Annotated in this window: 13 protein-coding genes; 5 read left to right on the forward strand and 8 right to left on the reverse strand. The window is 55.6% G+C overall.

Annotated elements, in window-relative coordinates:
* Positions 1-147: 147 nt before the first annotated feature.
* Entirely contained in the window at positions 148-1,341 is a 1,194-nt protein-coding gene (locus FQ179_RS13925; protein ID WP_149397920.1) for a CaiB/BaiF CoA-transferase family protein, read from the forward strand.
* Between the two features lie 255 nt (positions 1,342-1,596).
* On the opposite strand, the gene FQ179_RS13930 is transcribed toward FQ179_RS13925, so the two are convergent.
* Complete coding sequence (locus FQ179_RS13930; RefSeq protein WP_149398342.1) at positions 1,597-2,460, reverse strand: ChaN family lipoprotein; 864 nt, start codon at positions 2,458-2,460, stop codon at positions 1,597-1,599.
* 149 nt (positions 2,461-2,609) lie between these two features.
* A complete protein-coding gene (locus FQ179_RS13935; RefSeq protein WP_149397921.1) occupies positions 2,610-2,966 on the reverse strand; it encodes a DUF4148 domain-containing protein in 357 nt (118 codons plus the stop codon).
* A 204-nt stretch (positions 2,967-3,170) separates the two neighbouring features.
* Here FQ179_RS13935 and FQ179_RS13940 point away from each other — a divergent pair, with 204 nt between their 5' ends.
* The 3 genes from FQ179_RS13940 (at position 3,171) to FQ179_RS13950 (ending at position 8,194) form a co-directional block, all read left to right on the forward strand.
* Positions 3,171-4,073: a LysR family transcriptional regulator gene (locus FQ179_RS13940; protein WP_149397922.1), complete on the forward strand. Its 903-nt coding sequence runs from the start codon at positions 3,171-3,173 to the stop codon at positions 4,071-4,073.
* A gap of 246 nt (positions 4,074-4,319) precedes the next feature.
* Positions 4,320-5,210 (forward strand): RNA polymerase sigma factor RpoH, encoded by an 891-nt coding sequence (rpoH, locus tag FQ179_RS13945; RefSeq protein WP_149397923.1) that lies wholly within the window; start codon positions 4,320-4,322, stop codon positions 5,208-5,210.
* Between the two features lie 389 nt (positions 5,211-5,599).
* Positions 5,600-8,194 carry a cation:proton antiporter gene (locus FQ179_RS13950; protein WP_149397924.1) on the forward strand — a complete coding sequence of 865 codons (2,595 nt, stop codon included), beginning with the start codon at positions 5,600-5,602 and terminating at the stop codon, positions 8,192-8,194.
* Positions 8,195-8,205: 11 nt separating this feature from the next.
* Here FQ179_RS13950 and FQ179_RS13955 read toward each other — a convergent pair whose 3' ends face one another.
* From FQ179_RS13955 to FQ179_RS13975, 5 genes are all read right to left on the reverse strand, one after another.
* Positions 8,206-8,808, reverse strand: a complete 603-nt coding sequence (locus tag FQ179_RS13955) for an SCO family protein (RefSeq protein WP_149397925.1) — start codon at positions 8,806-8,808, stop codon at positions 8,206-8,208.
* Positions 8,809-8,828: 20 nt separating this feature from the next.
* Positions 8,829-9,719, reverse strand: coding sequence for a heme o synthase (gene cyoE / locus FQ179_RS13960; RefSeq protein ID WP_149397926.1), 891 nt, complete (start codon positions 9,717-9,719; stop codon positions 8,829-8,831).
* Positions 9,716-10,726: a heme A synthase gene (locus tag FQ179_RS13965; RefSeq protein WP_149397927.1), complete on the reverse strand. Its 1,011-nt coding sequence runs from the start codon at positions 10,724-10,726 to the stop codon at positions 9,716-9,718. Before FQ179_RS13965 ends, cyoE begins: the two co-directional genes overlap by 4 nt.
* 6 nt (positions 10,727-10,732) lie before the next feature.
* Positions 10,733-11,299: a hypothetical protein gene (locus FQ179_RS13970; RefSeq protein WP_255475025.1), complete on the reverse strand. Its 567-nt coding sequence runs from the start codon at positions 11,297-11,299 to the stop codon at positions 10,733-10,735.
* 95 nt (positions 11,300-11,394) lie between these two features.
* Entirely contained in the window at positions 11,395-12,396 is a 1,002-nt protein-coding gene (locus FQ179_RS13975) for an SURF1 family protein (RefSeq protein WP_149397929.1), read from the reverse strand.
* 33 nt (positions 12,397-12,429) lie between these two features.
* Here FQ179_RS13975 and FQ179_RS13980 point away from each other — a divergent pair, with 33 nt between their 5' ends.
* A complete protein-coding gene (locus FQ179_RS13980) occupies positions 12,430-12,636 on the forward strand; it encodes a twin transmembrane helix small protein (protein WP_149397930.1) in 207 nt (68 codons plus the stop codon).
* Between the two features lie 138 nt (positions 12,637-12,774).
* On the opposite strand, the gene FQ179_RS13985 is transcribed toward FQ179_RS13980, so the two are convergent.
* Entirely contained in the window at positions 12,775-13,650 is an 876-nt protein-coding gene (locus tag FQ179_RS13985; protein ID WP_149397931.1) for a cytochrome c oxidase subunit 3, read from the reverse strand.
* Positions 13,651-13,666 lie beyond the last annotated feature (16 nt).

The following is a 13,666-nucleotide window of genomic DNA, read 5'->3' on the forward strand; positions in this document are numbered from 1 at the left end:
CGGCAACAAATTCTAGCAGGGATTGTGAGCAGGCTCGCGCTTCACAAAGACACTCGGGCTTCTATATGATGGGGCGTTAATTTTCACCCTAAAACTTTAAAAGAACGCCCCTCCCATTTGAATCAGGGGACATTCCGGAGCATATGCATGAATCAACGACCTCTCGATGGCATTCGTGTCGTCGAAATGGGCAGCCTGATCGCGGGCCCTTTTGCGGGCAAAACACTGGGCGACTTTGGCGCAGAAGTCATCAAAATCGAACCACCCGAGGGCGGCGACCCACTGCGCTCATGGCGCACGCCTGCAGGTGAAACCTCGATGTGGTGGCATGTGCAGGCCCGCAACAAAAAATCACTGGCGCTAGACTTACGCCAAAAAGAAGGGCAAGACATTGCACGCAGGCTCATCGTGGAAGCCGACATTCTCATCGAAAATTTTCGCCCTGGCACGCTTGAAAAGTGGGGGCTAGGCTACGAGACGTTGTCTGTGCAGAACCCTCGCCTCATCATGCTGCGCATCTCGGGCTACGGCCAGACTGGCCCCATGCGCGATCTGCCAGGATACGGCGTTGTGGCCGAAGCCATGGGCGGGTTCAGGTATATCACGGGCGAACCAGGCAAAGCGCCGGTGCGGCCAGGCATAAGCATTGGCGATTCATTATCAGCGCTGCATGGTGTTATCGGCATCATGATGGCGCTTTACCACCGTGATAACGGCTCAGGCAAGGGGCAAGTCATTGACGTAGCCTTGTATGAGTCAGTATTTAACATGATGGAAGGCGCCGTACCCGAGTATGACCGGCTAGGCATGGTGCGCGAACCCGCTGGCAGCGCCATTCAGGGTATCGCGCCCACCAACGCCTACCCTTGTGCTGATGGAAGCTATGTACTGATCGCCGGCAACGGCGATAGCATTTTCAGACGCTTGATGGCACTCATCAATCGGGATGATCTTGGCAGCGACCCCACCCTAGCCCGCAACCACGGCCGTGTGGCTGCCATGGCTCAAATCGACGAGGCCATCGCCGCCTGGAGCCGTCAGCACGCACTGGACGACGCACTTTCCTTGCTCGCAAGCGCAGGTGTGCCAGCAGGAAAAATCTACACGGTAAAAGACATTGTGGAAGACGGGCAGTACCAGGCGCGAGAGATGATCCAGAACATTACTCTTGCGGACGGCTCTGCACTCAAGGTGCCCGGGGTCGTACCAAAGCTTAGCGCCACGCCAGGAAGCTTTAGCAGCGGGGGGCCGGCGCTGGGGGAGCATACCGAGTCGGTATTGGCAGAACTGGGCTTTGACCAGAATGCCATTGAGCGTCTAAGAAGCGCTGGGGTTATCTGAACGGCTTGATGTTCGGATGAATAACTGAAGTGTGCAGGGCGTTGCTGCTGCATGCCTGGGCCAGTACCAACGCGTATCGTGTGTCGCTGCTGGATGACTGAGCCAATACCCAAGCGTGCTAGCCGCCGCTGCAGCATGCCTGGGCCAACACCGAGGCATGCTGGGCACCGCTGCTGCATACCCAGGCCATCACTGAAGCATTCTGGGCGCCGCCAACTCTGCCTGAACAATGACCCTGCATGCAGGGTGTTGGCGCTAAGAGGCAGACTGTGATGGAAAACGGCGACGCAAAGCTTCACACTGATCTGTGCGGTCAAACGCAGGAACGACCACATCATAGTCATAGTCTTCGGAGGCTGCTGGCGTTTCAGTAAAACCCACAGCAAACACATCGGCATGTCCCAGCCAACGGGGCACGCCGCTCTGCTTGAGAATATGACCATTGCCGGCCAGCAAAACAACAGGTTTGTGGCCACCCTGTGATGCCTGGCGCACGATGAAAGCCATAACTGCATCCCGCGCGATCTGGGCCTGCGCCATGCCATTTACAATTTGTTCAGGAAGCAAACCGCAATGCCCCTGCTGCACATCATGTTCCTGCACCTGCAGTAAATCAAGCGGCAACGGGGCATCTAAGCCGAGCTCGTGCGTGACCTCAGCCGAGAAAACGGAAGAAAAACCATGTTGCATAATACTGGCAGCGTCGGCGCGAGAAAGATTGGCCGCCAGAACCCGCAAGCCATGCTTTAACGCCAGATCGATCACGGGTTCGTAATAAGCCCATTCCCACCCTTTGGCGTCAGGCGCAGCTTTCTGAATTACGCACTGTGCATCGGTGCAGGTTTGCATGGCTTCATCCAGTCTCGCCTGCTGCTGCCGATCGAACTGCTCCATGGCAATAATCGGACGCCAGCCGTCTTGCATAGCCTGCTGTAAAGCCTGGGTTCGTTGACGATGCGCCTGCGCGTTGTCATGCACTTCGCCCAGCAAGACGATGTCATGTACAACAAGCTGTTTGGCCAAATTAGAAGACACGCCCTGCCGGTTAGACGCACAGGCAGCAAACAGGCCACATGCCAGAACGGCCGTGGCCAGTTTTATTACATTCGAGATTGCCATCACGCACCCAACCCATGGTCATTCACGCCGCCGCACTGGAAGCACGGGGCCGTCTGTATCGCCATTTTGTGGCTGGATTTGAGATAGCCCTTCGAAGGTCGAAGTATAGCGTGCTGTATGTTGCACAAGTCTTAAAGTGGCGCCACAACTTAGTGTTCAATAAACTGATTTTGATGCGTGGCTTCATACTGCTGCAAAGCAAGCTCTACCTGGCTGCGAGTTTTGGTACTAACAGCCATGTGAGGGGGGTTGTCCATGCCGAATTCGTTGACCTCGCCGTCCTTGAACGCGGCTTGCAACTGAGCCTGCACCTGGGCATGCGTTTCTTCTGGCCCTGGAGCACGCTGTACTGGGTAGCCAAGTTCGCCTTCGCTGATCAGGCCTTGCGACTCTGCCTGATGTAATTGCTGCACAACTTGCGCACGCGTTTCGGTGGCTGCCTGGGCGACAGTGATACCCGCCGACATGGCAACAGCAACCATCACTGCGGAAATTACGGTTTTCATACTAAAACTCCAATAAACGTAAAAAACCAAATGGCTTTTCAGGTCTTTTCCACAAACATTTATGTGTTGAGATTAGATTTAGTATGTGACAAAAGCGTTGGCCGATAAATAACGAAATCAGAATTCATTTTTCCACAAACATCAATAATCTATGGAGTATCACGAGAACACTTGCTACCATTACAATTAAATTTGATGCAAACCATGCAATCCAAGTCAACCTCTCTTGACGACATTGCCCTGTTTGTTGCGGTAGCCAGGCATAAAAGCTTTACCCACGGTGCTGACGCCCTTGATATGCCTGCGTCTACACTGTCACGTCGCATCAGCCTGCTCGAACGCGCAATCGGAGTACGTCTGCTCAAGCGCAGTACCCGCCGGGTCGAGCTCACCGAGGCCGGTGCAGTTTACTTCGAGCGCTGCCAGCATATTGTTGACGAAGCACGTATTGCCCACGAGCAACTCATAGAAGCTGTCAGCCAGCCCAAAGGTCGTTTACGCATTTCCATGCCCTCGAGCTTTGCACTTATGTTCCTACCCGCAGCAATGCTTGAGTTTACCCAGCGTTATCCCGACATTGAGTGCGAGTACGACCTGGGCATAAGACCTCTTGATCTTCTTGTCGAGCCCGTAGATATTCTCATCCGCATCGGCAATGCACCTGATTCCGGGCTTGTGGCGCACCAGATGGGTAGCATCCGTCTGGGGCTGTATGCATCAACGCAATACTTGGCCATCCACGGCTTGCCAACTACACCTGCCGAGCTTGTTCACCACGAGTGTCTGCGCACATCAACGAGCCGTGAAGACTCCCTCTGGCAGCTTTATAATGGGGAGATCATGCAAGAAGTGCAGGTCAGAGGCCGCATGGCCCTTAACAACGTCATCATGCTGTCGCGCATGGCGGGTCTGGGTGCTGGTATTGTTCCCCTGTCGCTCAATGATCTGGCGCACTTGGGCCGGGTCGAGCCACTCACACGGATACTGCCCGACTGGCAGTTCGCTCCAATTCCGCTGATGGCCTTATTTTCCTCTCGACTTATGCCGGCACGAACGCGCGCTTTCATTGATTTTCTGAGCAGCAAATTTGAAGAAGGCAGCAACTGAAAATTAGCCTTATCCTATTCGGCCAGGTCTTCCGGGTGTGCTTATCTCGACCAGGCCGGGCTCAACGGCTTCCCATCGTGGCCGCCACAAGCGCAACCCGACACGGCAGTACGTAAGCGAAGCCCGGCCACAAGGAACCTTCCGGACACATAAGCGTCTAATTTCACTATGTTTTCGGCGTTAGCACTCTATGAGCTACAGTGCTAAAATAATGTTAGGTATCTTTCAAAGGATCGTTAATATACGATGACAAACAACACGCAATCCTTAGCACTCACCAACCAACAGTTGGCAGTAGCGGTATCCAATCCAGGCGCCCTTGGCACAATCGAGGCGTATATCAGCGCTGTCAATCGTTTGCCCATGCTTACAGCGGCTGACGAGGTATCACTGGGAAAGCGGTTGCGCGACGAGTCTGACCTAGACGCAGCCCGCCAGCTTATTACCTCACACTTGCGTCTGGTGGTATCTGTAGCGCGCCAGTATCTCGGCTATGGCCTACCCCACGCTGATCTTATTCAGGAAGGCAACGTAGGTCTGATGAAGGCTGTTAAGCGCTTTGATCCAGAGCGCGGCGTACGGCTGGTTTCTTTCGCTGTACATTGGATCAAGGCCGAGATCCACGAATACATTGTGCGCAACTGGCGTCTGGTCAAAGTGGCCACCACCAAGGCCCAGCGCAAGTTGTTTTTCAACCTGCGCCGCATGCGTCCTGACGACAGCGGTCAAAGCCTTGATCCTGATCAGGTAAACGCCATCGCCCAAGAGCTCAACGTGCGTCCGCAAGATGTTGCCGAAATGGAAGTGCGCATGTCTGGCCGCGAAATGGCGCTTGACGCCCGCGAAGGCGACGACAATGATTTCGCGCCCATCTCTTATCTGTCAGACGAAGGGCAGCAAGAGCCCTCCCGGGTACTTGAGCGCCAGGCTTACGACACACTGCAAAGCGAGGGGCTAACCCACGCCATTGACGGGCTTGACGACCGCTCACGACGCATCGTGCAGGCACGCTGGCTGCAAGATGAAGGCGGAGCCACCCTCCATGACCTGGCGGCAGAATTCGGCGTTTCGGCCGAGCGCATTCGCCAAATTGAAGCCGCCGCTTTCAAAAAACTGCGTGTCGCACTGGCGTCATAATTTCATACCCGCCCCGCCCGCCGCTGGCAGGTGGGGCAACTGCTGACACAATTACATACATCTTGGTTTCTCAGGCGGGAACTTAACGTCGACGGCGACCCCTAAGCTACATGAACGCGGAATTTGCTCTCAACATGCGTGAGCACCCGTTCATCATCCGCTTCGGCTTCTCCTCTTCCCCTCCCTATTGAAGCGGATGTTTCGGGACACCACAATGGTGTCCCTTTTTTCGTCTTAAGCCACCCTGCTTCCAGTTTTCAAGCCAGCTTGATTACCCCGCAACGTCAAAAACACAAATTAGCACCCAGGCATGTCCCAGCTACCCAGTGCCACGACCAAAATCAAGTATTCTTAGTACTCCCAAGCTCTGAAGGTGTGACGAGGCGTTCATGGATGTAGGACACGTGGTATTTGGCTTGGCGGGCTTGCTCGCTCTGGTGTCATTCATGCCACCGATAGCCGGGCGTCTGCAATTACCCTATTCTGTTCTTCTGGCCATCGTTGGCTTTATTCTTGGGCTGATCATTCATGTTCATGGCTGGGCGCCCATGGTCATGTCCGACTTTCTCGATTCCCTGCAAAACTTCGAAGTCTCGTCGGAAACGTTTCTGTTTGTCTTCCTGCCCGTTCTACTGTTCGAGACGGCATTGTCCATGAACGTTCGGCGACTGCTGGACGATATTGGCCCCATTCTCATGATGGCCATCGTGGCGGTGGTGGTCTGCACTCTGGCTGTCGGATTCACCCTCAGCTATATCTCTGACTATGGACTGGTCGTCTGCCTGATGCTGGGCGCCATTGTCGCCACGACCGATCCGGCAGCCGTCGTCGGCATCTTTCGTGATGTGGGTGCACCAAAGCGGCTCACCACGTTGGTCGAGGGCGAATCGCTGTTTAATGACGCCGCGTCCATCGCACTGTACTCGGTGCTGCTTTCCGTCTTGTTTGGCGGCGAGGCGCTTTCCACCGGCAAAGTATTCAACAATTTCTTGTTCTCCTTCATCGGTGGCGGCCTCGCTGGCTTTCTCATGGGCAGGCTGGCAAGTGGGCTGTTTATCTGGCTACGCGGCTGGCCAACGGCCGAAATCACACTTACCGTCGCGCTGGCCTACCTTACCTTTTATGTGTCTGATCACTATCTTGGCGTCTCGGGGGTAGTGGCAACCGTAATCGCCGGATTGGTCGTTGGCTCAACAGGGCGCACCCGTATGTCGCCCGCCACGTTCGAGCAACTGTCCGGTGCGTGGTCACAGTTTGGTTTCTGGGCAAGTTCGCTTATTTTCGTATTTGCCGCCATGCTGATTCCCCGCATGATGGCCGACATCACCTGGGTGCAGGTAGGTTTAATCATTGTCGTGTTTGTCGTCACCCTCATCGCCAGGGCGGCCATGGTTTTTGGCATGCTGCCCTTGCTCGGCCTCACACGCTTTGGCACCCGCGTCAGCCCGTCATACCGCATCGTCATGTGGTGGGGCGGGTTGCGCGGTGCCGTCTCACTGGCTCTGGCACTGGCGGTCACTGAACAGCACAACGTACCGTATGAAGCACGCCAGTTTGTGGCTGTCGCCACCACGGGCTTCGTATTGATGACGTTGCTGATCAACGGCATTAGCTTGCGCACGCTCATCCGTCGGCTTGGCCTGGATCAACTGCCACTGTTTGAGCGACTCTTGCGCAACCAAGCTGTGGTAATCGCGCTTGATGACGTGCGCGAGCGCACCCAAGCCATTGCCGACAACGAACAAATTGGCGGCGAAGCCTGCAGCAAGATCAATGCGGTATTCGATGCGGCGCAGGCTGGTATTGATGGCGGCAGTGCGGCGCAGCTTACGCTCGACCAGAAAGTTTCAATAGGCTTGGCCATCGTCGCAGCCCGCGAAGAAGAGATGTTCTTTGACACCCTGAAGGCCCAAGTCGTAGACTGGCGCGCTGCCGAATCTTTGCTGGCACGTGCAGAGCGCCTCAGCGACGCCATTCGAGCAGGCGGTCTTAACGGCTTTCGCAGCGCCATTACGGCCGATCTACGCTATTCGACCGCATTCCGCATGGCACTTCGCGTGCACATTTTGTTTGGTTATCAGGGCTGGCTGGCCAGCGAGCTCGCCAAGCGATTCATCAACCTCATGAACAAGCGGACGGTTGCACGGTCTCTTATCCAGTTTGCTGAAAAAGAGATACAACCCTTACTCGGCCCGGAAGCAACCCAGATCATTGTCGACGCACATCATTATCGGCTGACCCAAACCGAAAAATCGTTGCAAGCCATGACTCTTCAGTACCCTGAATTTGCCCGTTGGCTACAGGAGGCCTACCTGGGGCGCATGGCGCGAGCGCTAGAGCGCCTACGCTACCGCGACATGCTGACGCAGTCTCTGATTACAGGTGAGATGTATGCCGATCTTATAAAGCAAACAAACCTTAAATGGCTGCACGTGCAGCAGCACCCCGCGTTGGATATGGCGCTGAGCACGGTAGACCTGGTCAAGCGCGTGCCCTTGTTTGAAGGGCTGGACGCCGACTCAATGAAATCGGTCTGCCGTCTGCTCAAACCTCGTCTGGCATTGCCAGACCAGGAAATCCCGATGCATCATCGCAGAGGCCACGTCATGTACATTGTTGCATCCGGCGCCGTCATTATTCACCTGCCAGACAACACAACCGTCGAACTGGGTACTGGCGAATTCTTTGGCGAAATGAGCCTGATGACGGGGCGCGACTTTACCTACAAGGCCACGTCGCTGGGCTACAGCCGTTTGCTTATGTTGCGGGAGCGCGACATCGACAAATTGATGGCCCGAGAACCTGTCTTGCGCGACGCCATTACTACAGTGGTCAATCAGCGTTTGCGCGCCTTGCAGGTATGGGAAGAGTTTGAGTCAGGCAAACGCTCACACGAGCCTTTGCCTGATCTGACAAACACAGGTACCGGACCCGATGAGCAGCGAGATGATACCGGGGAAGACGCACTACCCCGGCCCATATAAGGCCCAACAGCCTACAGAAGCTGCTTTATGTCGCTGGCAATATCATCGGCACTGGCGTTGCCAGATACCAGAACACGCGCCTCACCTTCTTTATCGAGAATATAGAACGAGGCGGCGTGGTCCATGGTGTACTGCTCAGGCGTAGGGCCCGCTGATTTGGCGTAGTACGCCTTGAACGACTTTGCTGTGCTGGCCAGCTGTTGGTGCGTGCCGCTAAGACCAATGAAACCTGGGTTAAAGGCACTGGTGTAGGCCGCCAGAATTTCAGGCGTATCACGGTCTGGGTCAACGCTGATCATAATAACCTGCACCTTATCGGCGTCATCACCCAGCAGTTCCATGGTTGCAGCCAGCTCGGCCATGGAGGTGGGGCACACATCAGGGCACTGTGTATAGCCAAAGAAGATAACTTTGACTTTGCCCTTGTAATCGGCCAAGGTGCGCTTTTGACCTGAAGCGTCTTGCATAACCATCTCTTTGCCGAGATGGGTGCCGGAAATATCAGAACCCTTGAATTCAACCTGCTTGTCGCCGCATGCGACAAGGGTTGCAGAAAGCGCCACAGCGGCCGAAAGAGCCATGATGCGGCGACGCTTGATTGAGAAAGCAAACATAAAAACTACCAAAAAACAGCTTAAATAAGGCGGATCCAGTGATCGACAAGCAGCGCACCGAACAGCAGGGCAAGGTACAAGATTGAAAACCGGAACAGCTTGCGGGACAACTCGTCAGAATACTCTTTATACAGCATCCATGAATACCTGACGAACATACCACTGAGCACAATGGCCGATGCCAGGTAAAACACGCCACTCATGCGAATAACAAAAGGCAGCAGTGTCGCCGCGAACAGTACCACGCTGTAAAGCAGGATGTGCAGGCGCGTAAACCGCTTGCCATGTGTAACGGGCAACATGGGCAGGCCCGCTTTTTCGTAGTCGTGATTGCGATACAGGGCCAGCGCCCAGAAATGAGGCGGTGTCCAGATAAAGATAATGAGTACAAGCAACCACGCCTCGGCAGGCACGGAGTTAGCCACCGTGGCCCAGCCCAGTGCAGGGGGCATGGCGCCCGACAACCCACCAATGACAATGTTTTGTGGGGTAAGCGGTTTTAACACTGCCGTATAAATAACGGCATAGCCCACAAACGTGGCAAGCGTAAGCCACATGGTCAGTGGGTTGACCAGGTGGTAAAGCACCAGCATGCCCAACCCGCCCAGCAGGCCTGACATCATGAGAACGTGCAAGGTGCTTATGGTGCCCTGCGCCGTACCACGCCGTTTGGTGCGCAACATGCGTGCGTCGACCTCGTGCTCAATAAGGCAATTAATGGCAAATGCCGCCGCTGCGAGCAGCCAGATACCCACCGTACCCGCCACCACAAGGCCCATATCTGGCAGACCGGGGCTGGCCAGAAACATGCCAATAACGGCACAGAACACCGCCAGCTGCGTGACCCGAGGTTTGGTCAGGACCAGATATTGGCGGAGTAAAGACGGGGAGTGAGCGATAGCGGTCGTCATGTTGGTATTCTATCCTTGGCGCGCGCAAGACGCACCAGTAACGTGACGCAGACAAGGGTAAGCCCTGCCGCGCCGCCATTGTGCAGCACTGCAATCAGCAGCGGCCACTGGAAAAAAATGGTGGTCAAGCCGGTCAGCAACTGCGCCGCAAGCAACGCCAGCAACAAATGCGCAGGCCCTCGCAGACCAGGGTCAGTGCGCATCTTCCAGCCAAGCAACCCCAGGTAAACAAACACCAGCAAGGCGAAATTGCGATGTACCCAGTGTATGGCTGTAAGTGCCTGTTGTGAAATCATCTCGCCCGAAGGCAGCACCCCCAGGCCACGCACCAGCGAGTAGCCGTTGCGAAAGTCCATATCAGGCACCCATTGCCCGTGGCAGGTTGGGAAGTCCATGCAGGCCAGCGCGGCATAGTTGGTACTTACCCAGCCACCCAGGGCAATCTGGATAAACAAAAGTGCCAGACCACAGATCATCCAGGGACGCCAACGCACAGCTAGCGCTGACACGGGCGCGTGTGTTTTCTCACGGGCGGCCAGCCACGTCATCAAGGCCAGCAACAACATGCCGCCCAGCAGATGTGAAGTCACGACCAGCGGCATAAGCTGATGAGTGACCGTCCATGCGCCAAATGCGCCCTGCACACACACGGCAACCAATGTAACCACCGCCAGTCTGAGAGAATGCCCCAGTTCGCGCCGATAGCGCCAGGAAAAGTAGACAATAGCGATAATGAGCATGCCCAGAATAGAACCCACATAGCGGTGAACCATTTCTATCCAGGCTTTGGAAAAACTGACCGCCCCATATGGCATTGAGCTAAGTGCCTGCTCAATGTGCGCACTGGCTCCCACGGGCGTGATCTTGCCGTAGCAACCAGGCCAGTCTGGGCAGCCCAGACCTGAATCGGTCAGGCGCACGAAAGCGCCGAACATGATCAAGTCCAGCGTCAGAAACCAGGTAAAAAAGACCAGCTTCCGATAGCGAGCTACGATGCGTCCAGTCATGCCAGGCTAACCTATACGCGAGTTTTTCAATAGCTTGCGGATATCGTCCCTGACCTCGATAGGGTCAGCATCGGCAGGAAACTGCATCATCAGGTTGCCCAGCGGGTCAATAATCCACATGGGCTGCTTGAGCGCAGCTTCTCTTTCCTGTGGCGTGGCCTTCGGTGCCAGAAAGGCGGCCAATACAGCAGGATCAGCCCTCAACATATTAGTGCCTCGATAAAACTCCAATATCTCTTCGGATACAGGTGCTTTGTCCGTGACAAACCAGACGCGTGACAGTCTTTCCACTTCTTTGCCCTGGCTGGCGTGCGAGTTACGCAAGATGAACAGCTTCTTGACGCAGGATTCGGGGCAGGCAGCGTCATCGGCACTGACAAGCAACCATTGGCCCCGCAGGCTCTGAAGATCAAACGGTTTGCCGTCCAGCGTATGCAATGGTAAGGCTTTGCTATCGGGCATGGGCCGTTGCGGCTGTATCAGTGCACCATAATTGGTATGCCCCTCGGGCCGCAGGCCCAGTGCCGGCACATAATAAGCAAGCACTGCAAACACCACGGGTGCCAGGCACATTGCAACAATCAAGTATAGAGGCCAATTTGAACGTGGGCGCTGGCGTTCAGCGCCAGAAACGGAAGGTGTGCTTGGCACAGATGTATCCTTGTGATTCATGAGTTTTTCTTACGACGCAATGCGCGCCCGGCGACTACCAGCCAGGCAATGGCTGCAATGGCGGCAAAGCCGAACCATTGCAGTGCATAGCCCCGATTCTGGTCAGAATCGAGCGATGGCGTCGGCCAATCGTAGACCAGGCTTGCGTTGACCGCCTGGTTGGATGCTGGGTCAGTTGCCTGGGCGGCCACTGCGTCTGCGGGGGCGTCAGCGTGTTGCGCCTGACTGTAGTGGGATTGAGAAGCCGGGTCATCTTCTGAGGGCCTGGCCGCGTTTGGTTGTGCAGCAGCGCCAGCGGCACGGCCTGCTGCGGTCTGCGCGAGCACAATGGGTATAAAGGTTAAACCAGTTGCTGCCGCGTAGTCATTGATTTCCAGGTTTTGCACTGCCGGCAAACTGCCCTCTTCGAGCGGTAAGGTAGACGGCAGGTGGGTTGCGTGCTTGCCCGCGCCCCACTCACCCAGATCAAACAGGCGCGGCACATGCTGCAATAGCTCACCCTGAACCATGCGCTCCCCCTGAGGCAACGCAAGCCTCTTGAGTGCGCCCTGCACGGTGCCCGACGCCGATGCCCCTGGAGGCAGGCCTGATGCGCCCTGGCCCTGTTGCGAGCCACCTGCCACCGCCAGCGCCTCTCTGGGCAACCAACCTCTCAACACCAACACAGCGGTGTCGGCAGGTTGCTGCAAGAGCAAAGGCGTAGCAACCCAATAACCCGGTTTACCTTGATAATTACGGTTCTCCAGCAGTACTGTAAGGTCTGGACGCCAAGTACCCTGCGCTGTGGCAGCACGCCAGGGCGTAAGCGCCTGTACAGGCGTGTCTGCAGCGAGTTGCAGAGGTGTGCGGCTCCGCCCCTGTTCAATGGATGCGCGGATGGAGTCGCGCTCGGCAGCCCTGTCCAGCTGCCAATTGCCCAGCGAGGTACACACAACGGCCAGCACAGCCAGCAAAATTAATGCGGCCAGCGTGCGATAAGAAAAAGAAGGACGTGCCATGTCTGCGATAATTCGGTTTTTCCCGGAGGCCAAATGCGTATCATAGTAATCTTAGCGTTCTTGGGTATTATCGGGAGCCTGTTTTCTGCCCTGTACTACCTCATGACCGACAAGGGCGGCACCAACCGCACCGTCAACGCATTAACCGTACGCATAGGCCTGTCTATTGCGCTGTTTCTGTTCGTACTGTTTGCCCACCATATGGGGTGGATCCAAAGTACCGGCTTCGTCGCGCGCTAGCGCTGCGCCAAAAAGCCCGTAACCATATGGCTCCCGCACATACTGTGCTGCAGGATCCGTGCGGCATCGCCGCACGGCGGGCCAAAAAAAGGCTGGCAACGCCAGCCTTTTCTGGTTGTGAGCGCTACCCTGCCCAGGTTAGAACCAGTATACGAACAGGTACAAGCCCAGCCAGACCACGTCAACAAAGTGCCAGTACCATGCAGCACCCTCAAACCCAAAGTGGTGCTCTGCGGTGAAGTGTCCCCTGATCAGGCGAAACAGTATCACCGTCAGAAAGGTTGCGCCCAGAATAACGTGAAAACCATGGAAACCGGTAAGCATATAAAACAGCGAACCGTAAACACCTGAATCAAAACGCAGATTTAGCGCATCGTATGCATGGTGATACTCATAGGCCTGACAGGCCACAAAGCTAAAACCAAGAATCACCGTAAGCGCCAGCCAGAAAATGGCCTTGCCACGATTGTTTCCACGCAGCGCGTGGTGCGAGATAGTTAGCGTCAGCCCCGAGGTGAGCAGCAGCGCGGTATTAATCGTGGGCAGCCAGAATGGGCCTACCGTTTTGAACTCAGGCACCACGCCAGCGGGCCCCAGGTTGGGCCAGGCACCAGAGAAATTGGGCCACAACAGCGTCTGATGGTCAAAGTTGCTGAGCATGGGCGTTGTGATTTCACGCGCATACCAAAGCGAGCCAAAAAACGCTGCAAAGAACATGACCTCAGAAAATATAAACCAAGCCATGCTCCAGCGATAAGAATGATCAACCCGTTGGCTGTTTATGCCATTTTCGGATTCACGAATGGCGTCGCCAAACCAGCCATACAGCACAACAAACAGACTGAGGATGCCCACAATGAACAGCCAGAAGCCTGGTTCGTAACTATTGATCCAGAGTGCGGCGCCCAGCAAGGTGAGCAGCAACGAAAAGCTTGCGCGTACCGGATGGACTGAATCAGCAGGCACATAGTAGTACGGTGCCTCTTTAACCTGAGCCGAGTGACTTGCACCCATGGTCTTCTCCTGCAAA

Source organism: Pusillimonas sp. ANT_WB101, from assembly GCF_008369125.1.
Taxonomy (GTDB): Bacteria; Pseudomonadota; Gammaproteobacteria; order Burkholderiales; family Burkholderiaceae_B; genus Allopusillimonas.

Coding starts and splice junctions, on each gene's coding strand:
- FQ179_RS13925 (WP_149397920.1), top strand. CDS start 148: ATGAATCAACGACCTCTCGATGGCATTCGTGTCGTCGAAATGGGCAGC.
- FQ179_RS13930 (WP_149398342.1), bottom strand. CDS start 2,460: ATGGCAATCTCGAATGTAATAAAACTGGCCACGGCCGTTCTGGCATGT.
- FQ179_RS13935 (WP_149397921.1), bottom strand. CDS start 2,966: ATGAAAACCGTAATTTCCGCAGTGATGGTTGCTGTTGCCATGTCGGCG.
- FQ179_RS13940 (WP_149397922.1), top strand. CDS start 3,171: ATGCAATCCAAGTCAACCTCTCTTGACGACATTGCCCTGTTTGTTGCG.
- rpoH (WP_149397923.1), top strand. CDS start 4,320: ATGACAAACAACACGCAATCCTTAGCACTCACCAACCAACAGTTGGCA.
- FQ179_RS13950 (WP_149397924.1), top strand. CDS start 5,600: ATGGATGTAGGACACGTGGTATTTGGCTTGGCGGGCTTGCTCGCTCTG.
- FQ179_RS13955 (WP_149397925.1), bottom strand. CDS start 8,808: ATGTTTGCTTTCTCAATCAAGCGTCGCCGCATCATGGCTCTTTCGGCC.
- cyoE (WP_149397926.1), bottom strand. CDS start 9,719: ATGACGACCGCTATCGCTCACTCCCCGTCTTTACTCCGCCAATATCTG.
- FQ179_RS13965 (WP_149397927.1), bottom strand. CDS start 10,726: ATGACTGGACGCATCGTAGCTCGCTATCGGAAGCTGGTCTTTTTTACC.
- FQ179_RS13970 (WP_255475025.1), bottom strand. CDS start 11,299: ATGTGCCTGGCACCCGTGGTGTTTGCAGTGCTTGCTTATTATGTGCCG.
- FQ179_RS13975 (WP_149397929.1), bottom strand. CDS start 12,396: ATGGCACGTCCTTCTTTTTCTTATCGCACGCTGGCCGCATTAATTTTG.
- FQ179_RS13980 (WP_149397930.1), top strand. CDS start 12,430: ATGCGTATCATAGTAATCTTAGCGTTCTTGGGTATTATCGGGAGCCTG.
- FQ179_RS13985 (WP_149397931.1), bottom strand. CDS start 13,650: ATGGGTGCAAGTCACTCGGCTCAGGTTAAAGAGGCACCGTACTACTAT.